Genomic DNA, 17766 nt, shown 5'->3' on the forward strand with positions numbered 1-17766 from the left:
CGAGTAGTTCATCCTCGAACCTTAGTGGTGCTGGCGAGTCCAACCGGCACCTTGACCAATGATGGCGTGATGATGCTGCGAGTTCTGATCTTGAGTCTTACCCTCTTTACCGGCTTTGCCCAGGCGACAGTCCTACAACGCCCGATCACTCTGGACACTGGCAAAGGCGAACTTTTCGGTTCGTTGTTGCTGCCCAAGTCCGACAGCCCGGTGCCGATTGTTCTGATGATTTCTGGCTCAGGTCCTACCGATCGCGACGGAAATAACCCGGACGGCGGACGCAATGACAGCCTCAAGCGCTTGGCGTGGGTGCTGGCCAAACACAACATTGCCAGCGTGCGCTACGACAAACGCGGGGTCGCAGCGAGTCTGGCGGCCGCTCCCGATGAACGTGATCTGTCGGTAGAAGGCTATGCAGCAGACGCGGTGGCGTGGGGGCAGAAGCTCAAGGCCGATCCGCGTTTCGGCAAACTGATTCTGCTCGGCCACAGCGAAGGCGCGCTGATTGCCAGTCTGGCTGCGCCAAAGCTGGACGCAGCGGCGGTGATCTCGCTGTCCGGCAGCGCGCGCCCCGTCGATCAGGTAATCCGCGAACAGCTGGCGCGCAGCCTGCCGCCGCCATTGATGCTGCGCAGCAACGAACTGCTCGACAGCCTCAAGGCCGGCCATACCGATGACAACGTGCCGCAACCGTTGCAGGTGATCTTCCGCCCAAGCGTGCAGCCCTACCTGATTTCGCTGTTCCGTCAGGACCCGGCGCAAGCCTTTGCCCAACTGAAAATGCCGGCACTGATCGTTCAAGGCAGCAACGACATTCAGGTCGGCACCGAGGACGCGAAGCTGCTCAAGGCGGCGAAACCGGACGCGCAACTGACGGTGATCGATGGCATGAACCATGTGCTGCGCATCGTCCATAACGACATGAAACGGCAACTGGCCTCCTACAAGGACCCGAATTTGCCCTTGGCCGCCGAACTCGGCGCTGCTGTCATCGAATTTATTGACGGAATTCGTGCAAGTTAACTGCGTTTTACCCTCCAGCCTCACAGAAAACGGCCGATAAGCCTTTGTCGCCAGCGCAACGTCTGGCGGCAAGCAGGGCTTGGACAGGATCTCGCCGTTATGACTGACACCCAGACTTCACCCGACACCAGCGCTGAAAAAGACGCACCGCCAGCGGTCGAACTGCCGTGGGCGGACGTTCAGGCCGAGCACCACAAGATGCTTCGCCTGGCGCCACTGCAGACCGACCGCAACACCGGCGGCCGGCCGTTGCGTTTTGTCGAATTCGGTTACGCCGAGCGCAACAGCAAAGAGCGCAGCCTGATGCGCATGGCGATCAAGCTGCCCAACCAGCGCGTGCGCAAAGAGCAGAATCATCTTGATGTGTGGGTCGACCACGCAAGCAAACGTGTGAGCTTCGGTCCCGACAGTGGCTTGCAGATCGAACCACTGAATCGCGGTATCGGCCGCTTCATGGCCGCGCAAGCCATCAATTGGGCTAAGAAGCGCTGGCCGGGATACACCGTTGACGGCATGGACCTGAACAACAAGGACGCACTCAACGAAGACACTCGCTTGCGTCGTGATCACTTTCTACGCGTGCACGGTTTCGATGTGGCTTACGCCGACGCCCAGCATTTGAAAGGCAGCATCAAGGCGGTGCAGGTCGGTGATCTGCTGGGTGACTGGAACAGCGAAAAGCTGCAGATCGTTGAAATTCTTGAAGCCGCACAGATGCTGCAGCAGGCCGAGCAGAATCTGGCTGAGCAGGAAGTGAAGCTGAAAAAGCAGGAAGAGAAAGTCAGCAAGTTCAAGCGCGAAGACGCCGGGCTGCGCTTCACCATTACGTGCCTGGTGGCGTTTGCGGTGTTTCAGGCGGGGTTGTTGATCTGGATTGCTACCCACCGGTAGATCTTTTTGTTTTGATCGTTCCCACGCTCTGCGTGGGAATGCAGCCCGGGACGCTCCGCGTCCCTTCCGAAAGCTGGAACGCGGAGCGTCCCTAGAGGCATTCCCACGCAGAGCGTGGGAACAATCAGCATTTCCCTGTGGGAGCGAGCCTGCTCCGGGCGGCGTTCCGACGAAGCTTTTAACCGGTCAGACGCGTGAGGCAAACAGTGCCTGATGCGCGCGGCACTGCTCGGCTGTCAGCATGAACACGCCATGCCCGCCGCGCTGGAAATCCAGCCAGGCGAAATCGACTTCCGGGTACAACGCCTCGACGTGCACCTGGCTGTTGCCCACCTCGACAATCAGCAAACCTTTCTCGGTCAGGTGATCTGCGGCTTCGGCGAGCATGCGCCGGACCAGATTCAGACCATCATCCCCGCAGGCCAGACCGAGTTCCGGCTCGTGCTGATATTCGTCCGGCATGTCGGCGAAATCTTCCGCGTCGACGTAGGGCGGGTTCGATACGATCAGATCGAAACGCTGCCCCGGCAGGCCCTCGAAGCCATCACCCTGCACCGTGTAGACACGCTCATCGACGCCATGGCGCTCGATGTTCTGATTGGCCACTTCCAACGCCTCGAACGACAGATCCGCGAGCACCACTTCGGCGTTCTGAAATTCGTAGGCGCAGGCGATGCCGATGCAACCGGAGCCGGTGCACAGGTCAAGAATCCGCGCCGGCTCATCACCGATCCACGGTGCGAAGCGGTTTTCGATCAGCTCACCGATCGGTGAACGCGGGATCAGTACGCGCGGGTCGACAATGAACGACATGCCACAGAACCACGCCTCGCCGAGCAGATAGGCGGTGGGAACGCGATCTTCGATGCGGCGCTTGAGCAGGCGCTGCAGGTTGACCAGTTCATCGTCCTCCAGCGCGCAATCGAGATAGCTGTCGGCGATTTCCCAAGGCAGGTGCAAAGCGCCCAGTACCAATTGGCGCGCCTCGTCCCAGGCGTTGTCGGTGCCATGGCCGAAAAACAGATCCTCCCCATGGAAGCGGCTGACGGCCCAACGGATATGGTCGCGCAGGGTACGAAGTCGGGAAGTGATCACGGCATAGAACTCCAAAAAAAACGACTGGCGATTCTAGCAGCCAAAACGCCCGCCGACGACGCAGGAAAAACCGCGCGGCAACGGTAGGAGATTTCTTTTTTTTGCATCAGGCATTGAACGGAACGTGTAACTTGACAAGGCTGCAGGCCAAGAACGACGGCGCCTACGATGGTAGCGATTCACAGAACCGCTCAGCCAGAGGACAATGTCGCAAAAGCCCCACCCCGAGGAGCCCCAGAATGTCCGTTCCAAAAACGATGTTTCAACTCAGCGGTCGCGGTTACGCAGCGGCCACACTGAGCCATGCCACCGTGGTCATCATCGATGCCCAGAAGGAATACCTCAGTGGCCCGCTCGCCCTGAGCGGCATGGACGCGGCCGTCGCGAACATCAAACAAGTGGTTGCCGCAGCCCGTGCCGCCGGTCGGCCGATCGTGCACGTGCGTCATCTCGGCACCGTTGGTGGCCTGTTCGACCCGCAGGGCGAACGTGGCGAATTCATCCCTGGCCTCGAACCGCAAGGTGATGAAACCATTATCGGCAAATTGCTGCCGAGCGCATTCCATGGCACCGAGCTGCTCGAACGCCTGCAAAACCTCGGCTCACTGGACCTGATCGTTTGCGGTTTCATGAGCCACTCCAGCGTCAGCACCACCGTGCGCGCGGCGAAGAACCTCGGTTTCCGCTGCACGCTGGTCGAAGACGCCTGCGCGACCCGCGACCTGCCATTCAAGGGCGGCGTGCTCAGCGCCGAACGCGTGCAGGAAGCGGAAATGGCGATCATGGCCGACAACTTCGCCACGCTGGCCAAGACTCAGGACTTGATCTGATCCTGCCCTTGTGAGCGGCGCATTGGCGCCGCTCATCCGCTATATCCGCTGATTTGCCGCAAATGCCATAGCCTCAGGAACAACCCGGTCAACTCCCGGTCGAAGGGCCGATACCATTGAGGAAGGTCGGAATGAAGTTATCCGATGGATTTGACGCACGCCGTTTGCGGCCCAAAGGCCAAAGCAACTGGCGTTTTCGATTTGGCGCGGCGATCTCGGCCATTCTGGCGACGTTCGGCGTGCTGCTGGCGATGGCCGGCGCCGCCAGCCTGCTCGGCCGCCCGCCGGCGCTGGGTGACCTGAACGCATCACCGCTGGGCTCGGCCATCATGCTCGCCGTCGGTTTGCTGTTTCTGTATTTCGGCGTTGCCCTGTGGCGCCGCTGCCGCCGTCGCGCACGGCAATCGCGGGAACTGAACATGTCCCCGCATCTGATGAAAAAACACGACTGACCTAACGGCCTGGCTTTTTGCCGGGCCGTTTTGTGTCGACTTGGGTAAACTGGCCGCCCTTCGCGGAGGCTGACATGCAAGACGACGATTTTTCTCTGTTCAAAAGTGCGATCCAGGGCGTCAAGCCGATCAAGCACGACCGCGCCGACACCGGCAAACCCAAGGCTGACCGCGCGCAGATCGCCAAGCTGCGTCAGTCCGCCACCGTGCGCAGCGACACCACCATCATTGACGGTCTTTCCGACCAGTTCGTGATCGACGTCGGCCCGGAAGACGAGCTGATGTGGTCCCGCGACGGTGTGCAGGAAAGCCAGATGCGCAAGCTCAAGGTCGGGCAGATCCCCTTCGAAGGCAGCCTCGACCTGCACGGCATGAGCGTGGAAAAGGCCCGGGAAACACTTTGGGCCTTTCTCGCCGAAGCGACCAAATTCGAAATCCGCTGCGTGCGCGTGACTCACGGCAAGGCTGTGCGCCTGGATGGCAAGCGGCCGATGATCAAAAGCCACGTCAACACCTGGTTGCGCCAGCATGCCCAAGTGCTGGGTTTCTGCTCGTGCCAGGCCAGACACGGCGGTGCCGGCGCGGTTTATGTGATGCTCAAACGCACCATGATGGAAGGCCGCAACGAATAATCCCGTCACACCGAACTTGCAGGGTTGTGTCCGCCACCGTACCCTTGCCCTTTGCGAAAATCCCCACAGGTAGTTTCATGTCCCTGGAACAGAATTACACCGCGATGCTCAAGGGTGGGCGCCAAGGTGGTTGAACCAATGGAATCAAGAGCTTAGCTCGCAGAACGACCTGTAATAACCCTCGAAAACGTTGCCAATGGTACGGAAATTGGTACGAGATTCCAGATCAAATCTGGGAGCCCTCGCCTCGACGATTTCTAGTGCGTGCAACGAGGTGATTTTCCATTCCCCATACACCTTAAACTCGAGGGAGATGACTGAGATGGCTGAGGCCAAGGAAGCTCAAGCACGAATTAAAATAAATAGATTATTGGAGCGATCCGGTTGGCGATTTTTTGCTGACTCAAAAGGCAAAGCCAACATTTCACTTGAGCTCAATGTCAAACTGACAAAAGCTGACATAAACGATTTAGGTGAGGATTTTGAATCTTCTGCTAACGGTTTCGTAGATTTCCTTCTCTTAGACGAGCACGGTTATCCGCTCGTTGTGCTTGAAGCCAAATCCGAGGACAAAAACCCACTCATAGGTAAGGAGCAGGCTAGGAAATACGCAAAATCGCTCAACTGTCGCTTCGTCATTTTGTCAAATGGTAACTTGCACTATTTTTGGGATTTGCTGCAAGGTAATCCTCACCTCATCACTAGTTATCCAGCTCCAGATTCTCTCAAAAGCTATCGTAAGTTCGAGCCTGATCAAAACAGATTTATTATTGAAAATATAGGGCACGATTATATAGCTCAAACTCAATTACCGGGATATGAGAAGGAAGCTGGCTGGCTAAATTTGGATGAGCGCCCGGAGTTTATTGAGAAAAATAAACTGCGTTTCCTACGCGATTACCAAAAGAAAGCGCTGAGCTCAATTCAGGACGCGGTTGCTGATGGAAATACGCGATTCCTGTTTGAAATGGCGACTGGAACGGGTAAAACGCTGACCTCAGCTGCAGTGATCAAGCTCTTTTTACGAACCGGAAATGCGCGACGTGTATTGTTCTTGGTTGACCGACTCGAACTAGAAGATCAAGCACACAAGGCATTCACTGCTTATTTGAAAAACGATTACAGCACCGTCATTTATAAGGAACGGCGCGGTGACTGGCGAAAGGCGGAGATCGTTGTAACCACGGTTCAGTCACTATTATTCAATAACAAATATCAGCGTTTATTTTCCCCGACCGATTTCGACCTGGTAATTTCGGACGAAGCACATCGCTCTATCGGCGGCAATGCCCGCGCCGTGTTCGAGTATTTTGTTGGCTACAAGTTAGGGCTTACCGCTACGCCCCGCGACTATCTAAAAAACTTTGATATTGCGAAGCCTACGACGAGAGATCCCAGAGAAAAAGAACGGCGGCTATTGCTCGATACATATCGCACTTTTGGTTGTGAATCTGGTGAGCCTACGTACCGCTACTCGCTACTTAGCGGTGTTAAAGATGGCTTTTTGATTAACCCTTTAGTCGTTGATGCGCGCACCGATATAACTACTCGCCTATTGTCTGAGAAAGGTTACGCAGTCGTAGCGCCGATTGATAGCAGTGGTGAACAGGAACAGAATTTCGTTTCAAAGGACTTTGAAAAGAAATTCTTCTCTGAATCTACCAATCGTATTTTTTGCGAAACATTTGTAAAAAATGGTCTTCGGGACGCTATCAGTGGCGAATTCGGTAAAGGGATTGTCTTTGCCGTAAGCCAGAACCATGCGGCCAAGCTCACGCAAATTCTCAACGAAATAGCACATATACTTTGGCCGGGAAAATATCAGTCCGATTTTGCGGTGCAGGTCACCTCAAATATTCCTGAGGCCCAACAACACACGATCAATTTCGCCCACAACAATTTGTTAGGATCCGGAAATTTTCTTGAGCTTTACAAAACAAGCAAGGCGCGAGTTTGCGTAACAGTCGGCATGATGACAACCGGATATGACTGCCCCGACTTATTAAATTTGGCATTGATGCGCCCTATTTACTCGCCTTCGGATTTTGTACAAATAAAAGGCCGCGGCACTCGAAAACACAATTTTTTTGAGCAGTTATTCGATGAGAAAATGAAGTCGCTGATAGCGTCTTCAGACAAGCCGCGATACAAACTTTTCGATTATTTTGCTAATTGTGAATATTTTGAAGAAAAATTTGATTACGACGAAATTCTAAAATTGCCGATTAACGGAATTTCCGAAGGCGAGCAGGTAGCTGAACCGTCAGCAGTCAACGCCTTATACGATCATCAGGGCGAGGACAGGGTTAATTTGGTAGCTGAGCTACAGATCGGCCCTAACGGAATGAAAATCGACCGGATGTTTTTCGAGAGATTTGAAAATCAGGTTAAGGCAGATTTAACACTACAGAAAAAAGTTAAATGCGAGCAATGGCAGCAGGCGATCGATTACGTTGTAACACAGTTATTCGAGAAGCCTAATGATTACTTTAATTTAGAAAAATTGCGACTCGCTGCTGGCGTGGATCGGCGTCTGACTCTAAAAGAAATTCTTCAGAAAATATTCGGAATAATACCTTATTTCAAATCTAGAGATGAACTATTAGAAGACGAATATCAAGAGTTCCTTCTTGCCAATCAAGGCCGAATCACTGAAGAACAGGGAGCAGCCATCGTCGCGATGAAATATTTTTTCAAAGCCTACGCAACTGATGCAAAATTGCGCGCAATCATCGAAGAAAAGCATTACACGAGCCTGAACGTTTATCCAGCATTTGGTATTACTGACTTCAAGGCCGTGCCTAGCGAGTGGCGTGACCGTATACCCGAATATGTCAAAGACTACGTACCTCTCAACCAATTTATGTAACACATTTAGAGACCGTTTCTAATGCTGGACGCCACTACTAAACGACGCATTGATGCATGCCGTGACATCCTGGTTGGTAAAGTTCCTGACCCCAAATCTCAAGTAGAACAGATTACCATCGCTCTGATCTACAAATTCATGGACGACATGGATGCAGAAGCTGAGGAGCTAGGTGGAAAGCGTAGTTTTTTCGTCAATGGCTTCGAGAAATATAGCTGGACCAAACTACTCGCGCCCAACATGGGCGGCCAAGACACGCTAAATTTATACTCTGAAGCAATAGGAAAGATGACCGAGAACACGCATCTTCCTACTCTGTTCCGTGATATTTTCAAGAATGCCTATTTACCGTACAGAGATCCAGAAACGCTACGCAGTTTTCTAAAAGAAATCGACGTATTCGACTACGATCACTCTGAAAAGCTAGGTGATGCCTTCGAATATCTGCTCTCTGTGCTCGGCAGCCAAGGAGATGCAGGGCAGTTTCGTACCCCACGGCATATTATCGACTTTATTGTCGAAGTTATTAAACCGCTTAAGCATGATCGTATTATCGACCCAGCGTGCGGGACCGCTGGATTTCTTATCTCCGCATGGAAACATATACTCGAAACCAACCAAAAAGACCGCCCAGGTGACTTGCTTACCCCGGATGAGCGCAACAAGCTTTCTACGAATATACGCGGGTATGACATCTCCCCCGACATGGTACGGTTATCACTAGTCAATCTTTATCTCCACGGTTTTCCAAATCCACAGATAGACGAGTACGATACTTTAACAAGCGAAGAACGCTGGAACGAATATGCGGATGTCATACTAGCCAACCCACCATTTATGTCTCCAAAGGGTGGAATCAAACCCCATAAGCGCTTTACTATTCAGGCCACTCGATCCGAAGTATTGTTTGTTGACTACATTGCTGAGCACTTATCCCCAAATGGACGCGCTGGTATAATCGTACCAGAGGGAATCATATTCCAGAGCGGAACTGCTTATAAAAATCTGCGGGAAATGCTGGTAAAGAAATCTTTGGTTGCTGTTATTTCATTGCCCGCCGGAGTTTTTAACCCTTATAGTGGTGTTAAAACATCAATTCTCATCCTCGACAAACGCCTTGCAAAAAAAGCAACGAAAGTAGTTTTTGTCAAAATTGAGAATGATGGCTTTAGCTTAAACGCTCAACGGCGGGCTAGCAAAAAGAATGATTTACCAGAGGCTCAACGCGCACTCGATCTTTTTTTCTCCGATCCGGACAACTTTGAGGCAACTGAGTTAACGCATGCTGTGGACCGAACTATTTTATTAGCCAACGCCGATTGCAGCTTCACTGGCGAACGGTATAAAGAAATCGTTGCAATCGCAAGTTCATTCCCCGCGATTGCTATTGGTGACGTAGTAAAAACCATTACCCCGCCTGCCAAGCTACAAAAGCAAGATTGGTCGTCTACAGGACGTCACCCAATTATTGATCAGTCTCAGGATGATATAGCTGGGTGGACAGACGACGAGCGGTTCTTAGTACATTCTCAAAAAAATCTTGTGGTTTTCGGTGATCACACATGTGCGGTGAAACTGGTCTCGCCTCCATTCGCGCAAGGTGCTGATGGCATCAAAATTATTGAAACATCGGACAACCTGCTTCCAGAGTTCTTATATCACTTCCTCAAAGTATACCCACTCGAGGTCGATGGTTATAAGCGGCATTTTGGTGATCTTAAAAGGAAGATAATTCCTTTACCCCCTATTAGTATCCAGCAAGAAATTTTAGCCGAAATAAACGAGTACAAAGTCATAGTCGATGGTGCGCGCCGGGTTGTAGATAATTATCAGCCTCGTATTGACGTGAAAGCTGACTGGCCGATAGAGCAACTAAGCAATGTTACTTTTTTCCAAGAAGGGCCAGGAATACTAGCAAAAGATTTCCACGAATCAGGTGTTCCGCTCATTCGATTGGCTGGCTTGGGCGGGGAGAAAGTATCGCTTACAGGATGCAATTTTCTAGATCCCAAACTTGTAGAAAAAAAATGGTCTCACTTTAAACTGGAAATAGGGGACATTCTCATTCTAACCAGCGCTTCTTTCGGCAGACCAACTGTCGTCGACGAGGCAGCCGAGGGCGCAATTGCTTATACAGGAATCATCCGTTTCAAATCGACAACTCCACGGTTGGAGACGTCGTTTCTTAAGCTATTTCTAGCCTCGCCAAATTTTCTGCAGCAGGCTGCCTCTTTTGCATCCGGCGCGGTTATCAAACATTTTGGCCCAACTCATCTTAAGCAAATGACTATAGTTCTGCCTCCAGTCGACGCCCAGAAACAGATTGTCGCCGAAGTTGAAGCCGAGCAAAACTTAGTTCGCGCCAATGCTGAATTGATTAGCCGCTTCGAGAAAAAGATTAAATTAGCAGTCGACAGAGTTTGGGGTAGCTAATGCGATTTGATGAGTTTGATCAATACTCCGAAGACATGCTTATGGCACAACATGATATTTCAAATATCATCACTCACGAGCTTATGAAGGGTGAGATAAGAGAGGACTTTCTTCTCGAAACCCTTCGAGCGTGTTCCGATCCTGCGCCTGTAATTGTGAAAGGCACCGTCTCCGATGGCACCACTGATGCCGGACAGCTGGATTTAATTCTTTTGAAGCCTTACTCCCATCCAAGGAAGCTAGGCACCCAGTGCTTCGTCGAAAAACGAGATGCTCTGTGCATTATTGAAGTCAAAGGAAATTGTACCGGCAAAGATTTGCGCCTAGCAGAAAAAAAAGCTCAGGTAATTCAGCAGCTCAATGGAGCTAATAAGCCTCTGTATGGTGTGGTTTGCTACCGCGCTATGCTCGAAGAAAAAACGATATTAAACCGATTTGGATTTCAGTACGACCGTGAAACATTCACGTATTTCGACAACTCTTTGATTCCTCACGAGCAAGAAGCAGATTGGCAGACAATCCATTATCCTAATCTAGACTTCTTCGTTTGCTTTGAGGATGAAAAAAAAACATTCCTGCGCAAATACAACTCAGCGCCTGGCATATACCGCTTTCACCGGAGCGTTGAATACCCTCTAATAAAAAACCTGTTCAGTATGATTAGGAGCCTATGGGAGCAATCAAATAAAACGTCCACCTGATGGATTTTATTGTTTTATACTAGCTCAAGCCAAAATTGCCAAACATTAGATTAATCGTCGATTACTGATAGATAGTTATAGTCGTCAATGGTAATTCGATATGTCGACCGCTAATATAAAACTGCTCATTTATCTCAAGGATGAAGACTGTGTCAAAACATCAAGATTACAAGATTGCTACAGCAGATGCTCTGACATTGCTGCTGCACAACCAGCATGCACTAGGTGCGTCGATTGAAGAGATCACCCACTGGATATCCGAATCTGGCGCTGGCAATGTTGCCGATAACGCCGTTGCAGCTTTGGAAACGCTCGACCGGAATGCACAAGCGATCACTGGGGCGATCATGCGATTGAGAAATTTATAAGCGGCCTAACGATGGTCACAACGCCGTTTATGTTCAATCGGCCTCCACACCTGGGTCAGTCGTGGGGCCCTTTTTTTAGGCCATGCGGCAACCGGCCCCGCACAGGCTGGTCTACCATTCACAGACCCTCTGGTTTTCCCTCGACGTCTAATGACTCGCTTAGGAACCCGACTCATGTCTCACGTCTTTGAAGGCTTGGCCACCGTTGCCGTAATTGCGCGGTACGCCGGGCAGCCACCGGCAGAGCTGACGACTCTCGAATGTCCAGTCCGTTTGAAAACGGGCGGCCCGGATCTTACCCGCGTGGAGCTGGCGCGCTACTTGGAAGGCCCCAAGGACGCCAACATGCTGCGGGTGATCCTGCCCGACGGCCAGTTGGTGCAAGGTCCGATCGTAGATGGCTGCAATGCCCCCCTGGGCGGATGGTTGCTGATCGATGTCAAACCCGGCGATCTGGAGTTTGCGCCGCCGGTGGCCGTCGCCGATTCGCAAGAGGACAGCCCGGAGAAAGCATTGGCCGCGCTAGACCTGCCGCATCCGGTGGAGAGAGAAGCCCTGAGACTGCTGCGCCAAGTTGCCCAAGCGCACACGGCGGACGATCTGGTTCGCGCCAGTGACCGCGCCGAGGGTTTTGTCTTGGGCCTAGAAACGGTCAAAGTGCTGAACGAGGCGAGTATTCAAGGCCTGCACAACGCCTTCACCGCAGCGGTCACGGCGCGGCGTCAGGAGCACGAACAGTGATCGGCGAAGGCATTCACGAAGAGGTGTTGCGCGCCCTGGTTGAACAACACGCCGTGCGCGACTGCCTGGTGGCCAGGGTCGATGGCGGCTCCGACTGGGGCCTGTCGATCCGCCTGGGCGGCAGCGGCGCACGATGGGTGCCGGTGCGCTCGCGGCGTGAGCGGCTGCGCACCTGGGCCAGCTTGACGGCGGTGGGCCGTTTCGCCGACAGCATCGGTCTCAAGGGTTTCACCGTGGAGTTATGAGCGGTTTTTGGCTGTGTGAATCGGCCAATCGGTGGCGTGGTGCCAAGTCGGACACCGAGAGCCACAGGCATTAGAACTTCGTCTGTCGACCGCAGACTGACTGCGGCCTTGCTCATCAAGAACACGCGTATGTGTACTACCGATGGCGTGAGTGATCGTCAGACAATTTCTCTGAATTTTCTTCAGCGCGCAAAATCACTTATTCATGAGCAATAGGAGGTCTCATGAAGCAAGCGGATTTGTACGTCATCGATTATCAACTCCACGGCGAGCCGAAGAGCTTCGTCATCAGAACGAAGCTGATGAACAACGCCGAGGCTTGGCAGTGGGCAAGCTGTGACGCCGGCCTTACGCCCATACCCAAGCCGGGCCGTCCTCCACTGAAGCGCTTTTCCAAACCGATGGCTGAACGTTTCGGCGTGACCGACGTGAAATGGCGGGAGTCGGTCTCAGTGGTTTGGGAGGAAGACCACGCATAACAGTCGATACCGAAACTTTACTCGGCAGTGGGGTTGTCCCCGCTTGCCGCTCGGCCGTCGAGCACAGGCATCGGGTCGATTTGAATACCCGTTAGGATGGAAACCCACGCTGCATAGGCTTGCTTCTGACGGGCGACCGCCCCTTCCCACCGACTGCCACTGACTTCGTGTGAGACGACCAGCATCATTAGGTGATTAGTGGTTGCGTCAAGGTCGAGCAACAGGTGGTGGGCATTGAAACGAAAATCATCAGTCGAGGGCATGAGGTCATACTTCGTGGCGTGAGTGGGCAAAGCGCATCCCTGCTACCCGTATGACATCATTATGACAGCACCCAAAGGGCATAGTCGTTCGGTCAGACGATCGGCTATCAGGGTAGTTGACTATCAATCCAGCATTCAGCGGCCGCCATCGCCTCAGCCAGTGCACTGGGATAATCCGGCCATGGGCCTGGCAGTTCCGCAACCGTATCAGCGAGCCCGTGCACCCTGCTCTCTGCCAGCACGTGTGCCGCCGTGGGCGATGGATCGTTGGGCCTGTCCCAATCAAACTTCAAGACCAGCCTATGACCGCGATATTCGTGAACGATGGGAACGTCTAAGCCGTGAGACATGTATCGAACCTACCGCCGCGAATGAATGCCTTCGAGTTTTAACGCAATTGAGCCTGCAGCACTATCGTGGCGCTTCGCTATCGGAGTGGACTGCGCAACCCCGCTCCGGACGGAGTAAGTAAGTCCGAGATTCCTCAAAACAAGCCGCCCAACGATTCTGGCGCCCAGTTCATGATCACCAGCTCACCGCTCACCTCGGCTTTGCCTTGCCGCTGGTTGGATGTGGTGTAGCGGATGTCCAGTGTCTCGAAGTGGAAGCCTTCGAACACACGGCGGATGTCCGGATGGTCATTGATGCTGACCATCACCTTGCCTTTGCAGCGGCGCATGAAGTCGGCCATCCGCTCGTAGTTCTCGAACGGAAAGTCCACCCCATAACCCGCGGTCTGCCAGTAAGGCGGATCCATGTAGTGGAAGGTGTGAGCGCGGTCATAGCGTTCTGCGCATTCAAGCCAGGGGAGGTTTTCGACGTAGGTGCCGGACAAGCGCTGCCACGCAGCCGAGAGGTTTTCCTCGATGCGCAGCAGGTTGATGGCCGGGGCAGTGGTCGCCGTGCCGAATGTTTGACCCGAGACCTTGCCAGCAAAGGCATGGTGCTGCAGGTAAAAGAATCGGGCGGCGCGCTGGATGTCGGTAAGGGTTTCAGGGCGGGTCATTTTCTGCCATTCGAACACCTGTCGCGAACTGAGCGCCCATTTGAACTGGCGCACGAATTCTTCCAGGTGGTTCTGCACGACGCGGTAAAGCGTGACCAAGTCGCCGTTGATGTCGTTGAGGACTTCGACCGGCGATGGCTGGGGCTTCATGACGTAGAGCGCGGCACCGCCGGCAAAGACTTCCACGTAGCATTCGTGTGGCGGAAAAAGCGGAATGAGGCGGTCGGCCAGGCGGCGTTTGCCGCCCATCCAAGGGATGATGGGTGTAGACATTGAGAGCAAGACCTTTACTGTATGGATAAACAGGTGCTAGGCTCGCCGCGCTTTGTGCACGGAGCAAGAGCCTTGGCTGGACTTGCAGGGATCATCTGCAGGGACGGCGGTCGATCCGGATGTTGACGCATCTGGACCGGCCGCTCTTTTTCACTTCGGTGTTGAGACTTCTTTGGCGTATGCCTGACAGGCCGCGAGGGCAATCAGCCCCCGGTCGCCGTCATTGGTGACGCCGATAATTCGTTGAGCATGCGCTGGGTCAAGTTCGGCTCTTTTGGGGCCATGAACCATGCCGCCGGTGGCGGTGGTGGCTGACAGCGATCCGTTGCCGGCGCCGGTGGTGGCGTCGAGTAGGACTGACAGGCGCAGATCAGCAGTGGCAAGACGGTCGCGCAAGCGACCTTGATCACGTTGGGCATCACTCAAGGCTCGGTAATGGGTTTGTTCACTGGTTGCCAGGCGCTGCTCGAGCGCGAGGCGTTTGTCCTGTTCGGCACGCTGCTGCGCAACCGTGGCCAAGGCCAACTGGTTGAGCGTTTCGGTGTGGAGTCGGGCCTGCTCTGCGAGCTGTTTGCCGAAGCGCCAATCCTGGACTTGCCAAGTAATGGCCGTGGAACCACCGACTAAGACGACCAGCAGCACTCCTTTTGCCAGCAGCCGATACGGCGCCGGGATCAGTTCGCCGAGATGCATAGCACCGCCCTCGCCCGCCCCCACAACTCCAGCCGATCCTGCAGGCCATTGAGGCCACCGTTGATCCTGCGGGTGATTGTGTTGAATTCATTTTGATCGGCCAGCGCGTTCAGCCCATTCACTGACCAGAACCACGCGGCCGACTCGGCAGCCCACTGCGGCAGCTCCAGCAGTTCAGGCGTGCGCAGCAATCGCTCGTCACCGAACAGCGCCAAGCTGCAGCGCCGGTAGTTGTCGTGGCCAGTGACCTGGATCAGGCCGCGACCGCGATAGCGCTGGCCATCACCATCCGCTGCCGGCGTGTTGCCCAGTTTCGCAGCCAGGTTGCCGGTGTCGTATTTGCTCAGGTACTGGTCGCCGCCCAGCTCCCGGACGTACTGCAGCTGACCCGACTCGTGACCGACTTGCGCCAGAAACGCGGCTTGGCGTTTCGGCGTGTTGATCTGCCGGTGGGCCATGGCTGCGTTGAGCGCGGATACAAAAACGCCCGCTTGGCGGCGGGCGTTGGGCATGATGCTTTGCAGCTGCTGTTCAGTGATGGACATACAAACTCCAGACGTAAAAAAACCGCACTCAGGCGGCGATGGGATGCGGCTATTGCTTCTCGATGTTCACTACCTTGAGGGGTGGTTTCGGCCCTTTCTTTTTCTTGCCCTTGGATTTACCGGCTTTGCCGGCATTGCATTCGACCGTGGTGGACCAGCCGGACTGGGTGAATACCTGCTCAACCGAATCCGCCAGGTATTCACCATCAAGCCCGACCTTGAAACCCTGAGCAATGATCGGACGCTCGGCGAAGATGTCGGTGCGGCCGGGCATTTCAAGCCGCACATCGGCGGTCGAGCGGTTGAACGCCGACAGACGTGCCTTGGCCGCCGCTTCAGCAGCGCCCTTGTCTGGGTAGATATGGCGGTCGGTATGCACTGCCGGCAATCCGTCTGGCGCGCCATCGTTGTCGATGGTAACCACCGCCAGCTTGCCGTTCTTTTTGTCCTGATGCTTGGTGGCCACCGCCTTGTGCGAATTGCGATCGCCGAGACTGAATTGCCAGCGGCTGAGGTCGCGTCGAGTCAGGGTAATGGCGCCGAACGTCTTCCCGCTGGCCGTCTGGCCACCTTGGCGCGGCATCACCAACAGCTTGCCATCCGCCACCTTGGCCGTGCAGTCGTATTGCTTGGCCAGACGGGTGATGAAATTAAAATCGGACTCGTTGAGCTGGTCGACCCGGGCGACCTTGGTCGACACCGGACACACCGGCGTCCAGCCATTGCGCGCGGCCACGTCGGCCACGATCTTCGACAACGGCACGCCTTCCCAGCTTCCGCTACGGATGGTTTTGCCACTGCCACGCACGTCGCTGGCCTTACCCTTGATCACGATCGTGTCCGGCGGGCCTGACACCTCGACCGTGTCGACGGTGTAACTGCCCATACGCGTCAAGGACGTTTCGGCATAGCCCAGGTAGATCTCGATTGAGCTGCCACGCCGTGGCAATTGCACTTGCCCATCACGGTCGTCGATACGCAACTCAAACTCGTCGGACTCCATGCCCGGCTTGTCAGAGGTACGCAGCAACAACAGCCGATCATTGATCTTGGCCGTGACGTCGGCCCCATCGGCGACGATTCGAAACATCGGTGTCATGGATTTTTTCCATTAAAAAACCCACACAAGGCGGGTCAGAAACACAACGTGTTGTTACGCCTAGGCCGTCTGTGCAGCGGCGCGAGCAGCCTGGGTCAATCCCACAAGCTGACGCCCTCACTGGTCGGGCTCGGCAGATCCGGCAGGACGATAATCACGCCAGACCGGAATGGCTGAGGCTCATCGGCCAGCCCCTGATTCGCATCAAGCACGGCCTCGACGCTGCCATTGAGATGGCCGTAAACGTTGTTGCAAATCACATCGAGCATGTCGCCATCAGACGTCCTGCATATCGTCGCCATAGCGCTCAAACTCCAAAGTAAAACCCTGTTTGCGGGCAATCCCGCCGTGCAGCAGTGCGGACTGTTCCTCGTTGATGTTTTTCAGGCACCACGTCCCGATCACCTCGCCATAGCCCGTGGTCAGGGTCAGCGGCTGCAGCCTGGCCCCGATGGAACGCAGCGTATCGAGCTGCTTTAAACCGCCTTTGAAGCCCGGATAGATGGTGCCCTTGAGCGTCAACTTTTCATCGCCCATACCGATGGCCTGCTTCGCCGGCCGGCGCGTCAGCCGCTCCTGCGAAGCCCAGCGGAATTCGGTCGAACGGCTCAGCTCGTCGAAGGCTGCCGTGTCCAGATTGAAGTAATAAGGCTCAATCTTCGGATCGCGTGGCTGAATGATCATCAGATGCGGGAACGGCTTCACCGCCTCCGGCGCCGGCGTGGCCTCCACGGCAAAGGAACTGGTGGGCACGATATTGGCCAGCGACGGACTGACCTTGCCGGCAACGTTGTTGATCGCCGTGGCCGCCTTGCCCGCCTGCTCCTTCAATGTGCCCAGCCGCTCCTGCACTTCGGCCGCCGCTCGGGTGGCGCGGCCGTACACCGCCGCCACCTGACCGACCTTGGCCTGAGCCGCGTCGACGCCGCGCATCACCCGCTGAAGCTTGGCGCCGATGGCCGGCCCGACGAACGGGATGTTTTCCAGCTCGGACGCGGCGCCGGTCAGTTCGCGGATCGCGCCATTGACCGGGGACAGCATGCCCTCCGCGCCACGCCGCCCGGTTTCCGCTGCATCCACCAGATACTTCAGACTTGATTGCATCTGCTCCATGTAAGCCATGAAACC

The 17766-nt window shown here is 54.7% G+C and carries 19 protein-coding genes; 12 read left to right on the plus strand and 7 right to left on the minus strand.

Going from position 1 to position 17766, the window contains the following annotated elements:
* Positions 1-69: 69 nt before the first annotated feature.
* A complete protein-coding gene (locus ACMYUN_RS05800; protein WP_415763205.1) occupies positions 70-1023 on the plus strand; it encodes an alpha/beta hydrolase in 954 nt (317 codons plus the stop codon).
* Between the two features lie 99 nt (positions 1024-1122).
* Entirely contained in the window at positions 1123-1914 is a 792-nt protein-coding gene (locus ACMYUN_RS05805) for a hypothetical protein (protein ID WP_415763206.1), read from the plus strand.
* A gap of 186 nt (positions 1915-2100) precedes the next feature.
* Here the strand turns inward: ACMYUN_RS05805 and prmB are convergent, their stop codons facing one another.
* Positions 2101-3009 (minus strand): 50S ribosomal protein L3 N(5)-glutamine methyltransferase, encoded by a 909-nt coding sequence (prmB, locus tag ACMYUN_RS05810; protein WP_039763818.1) that lies wholly within the window; start codon positions 3007-3009, stop codon positions 2101-2103.
* Between the two features lie 239 nt (positions 3010-3248).
* On the opposite strand from prmB, the gene ACMYUN_RS05815 reads away from it, so the two are divergent.
* From ACMYUN_RS05815 to ACMYUN_RS05860, 10 genes are all read left to right on the plus strand, one after another.
* A complete protein-coding gene (locus ACMYUN_RS05815) occupies positions 3249-3839 on the plus strand; it encodes a cysteine hydrolase family protein (RefSeq protein ID WP_016773772.1) in 591 nt (196 codons plus the stop codon).
* 131 nt (positions 3840-3970) lie between these two features.
* On the plus strand, positions 3971-4291 hold the full coding sequence (locus ACMYUN_RS05820; RefSeq protein WP_016773771.1) for a hypothetical protein: 321 nt from the start codon (positions 3971-3973) through the stop codon (positions 4289-4291).
* 74 nt (positions 4292-4365) lie between these two features.
* Positions 4366-4923: a Smr/MutS family protein gene (locus tag ACMYUN_RS05825; protein ID WP_415763207.1), complete on the plus strand. Its 558-nt coding sequence runs from the start codon at positions 4366-4368 to the stop codon at positions 4921-4923.
* A 322-nt stretch (positions 4924-5245) separates the two neighbouring features.
* Positions 5246-7792 (plus strand): DEAD/DEAH box helicase family protein, encoded by a 2547-nt coding sequence (locus ACMYUN_RS05830; RefSeq protein WP_415763208.1) that lies wholly within the window; start codon positions 5246-5248, stop codon positions 7790-7792.
* A 21-nt stretch (positions 7793-7813) separates the two neighbouring features.
* On the plus strand, positions 7814-10225 hold the full coding sequence (locus ACMYUN_RS05835; protein ID WP_415763209.1) for an N-6 DNA methylase: 2412 nt from the start codon (positions 7814-7816) through the stop codon (positions 10223-10225).
* A gap of 41 nt (positions 10226-10266) precedes the next feature.
* Complete coding sequence (locus ACMYUN_RS05840; RefSeq protein ID WP_415763210.1) at positions 10267-10926, plus strand: hypothetical protein; 660 nt, start codon at positions 10267-10269, stop codon at positions 10924-10926.
* 149 nt (positions 10927-11075) lie between these two features.
* Complete coding sequence (locus tag ACMYUN_RS05845; RefSeq protein ID WP_415763211.1) at positions 11076-11294, plus strand: hypothetical protein; 219 nt, start codon at positions 11076-11078, stop codon at positions 11292-11294.
* Positions 11295-11468: 174 nt separating this feature from the next.
* Complete coding sequence (locus tag ACMYUN_RS05850; protein WP_415763212.1) at positions 11469-12035, plus strand: hypothetical protein; 567 nt, start codon at positions 11469-11471, stop codon at positions 12033-12035.
* Entirely contained in the window at positions 12032-12280 is a 249-nt protein-coding gene (locus ACMYUN_RS05855; RefSeq protein WP_415763213.1) for a hypothetical protein, read from the plus strand. The genes ACMYUN_RS05850 and ACMYUN_RS05855 overlap by 4 nt, the downstream gene beginning before the upstream one ends.
* Before the next feature lie 224 nt (positions 12281-12504).
* On the plus strand, positions 12505-12759 hold the full coding sequence (locus tag ACMYUN_RS05860) for a DUF6555 family protein (protein WP_415763214.1): 255 nt from the start codon (positions 12505-12507) through the stop codon (positions 12757-12759).
* Positions 12760-13506: 747 nt separating this feature from the next.
* Here ACMYUN_RS05860 and ACMYUN_RS05865 read toward each other — a convergent pair.
* The 6 genes from ACMYUN_RS05865 to ACMYUN_RS05890 form a co-directional block, all read right to left on the minus strand.
* Positions 13507-14301, minus strand: coding sequence for a DNA adenine methylase (locus tag ACMYUN_RS05865; protein WP_415763215.1), 795 nt, complete (start codon positions 14299-14301; stop codon positions 13507-13509).
* 150 nt (positions 14302-14451) lie between these two features.
* Positions 14452-14994: a lysis protein gene (locus tag ACMYUN_RS05870; protein WP_415763216.1), complete on the minus strand. Its 543-nt coding sequence runs from the start codon at positions 14992-14994 to the stop codon at positions 14452-14454.
* On the minus strand, positions 14976-15539 hold the full coding sequence (locus ACMYUN_RS05875; protein ID WP_415763217.1) for a glycoside hydrolase family 19 protein: 564 nt from the start codon (positions 15537-15539) through the stop codon (positions 14976-14978). Before ACMYUN_RS05875 ends, ACMYUN_RS05870 begins: the two co-directional genes overlap by 19 nt.
* 49 nt (positions 15540-15588) lie before the next feature.
* Positions 15589-16638, minus strand: coding sequence for a phage late control D family protein (locus ACMYUN_RS05880; protein ID WP_415763218.1), 1050 nt, complete (start codon positions 16636-16638; stop codon positions 15589-15591).
* A gap of 95 nt (positions 16639-16733) precedes the next feature.
* Positions 16734-16940 (minus strand): tail protein X, encoded by a 207-nt coding sequence (locus ACMYUN_RS05885; RefSeq protein ID WP_415763219.1) that lies wholly within the window; start codon positions 16938-16940, stop codon positions 16734-16736.
* Positions 16915-17760 (minus strand): phage tail protein, encoded by an 846-nt coding sequence (locus ACMYUN_RS05890; protein ID WP_415763220.1) that lies wholly within the window; start codon positions 17758-17760, stop codon positions 16915-16917. The genes ACMYUN_RS05885 and ACMYUN_RS05890 overlap by 26 nt, the downstream gene beginning before the upstream one ends.
* Positions 17761-17766 lie beyond the last annotated feature (6 nt).

The sequence above is a fragment of the Pseudomonas sp. CP4 genome, from assembly GCF_047758505.1.
GTDB lineage: Bacteria > Pseudomonadota > Gammaproteobacteria > Pseudomonadales > Pseudomonadaceae > Aquipseudomonas > Aquipseudomonas fluorescens_AO.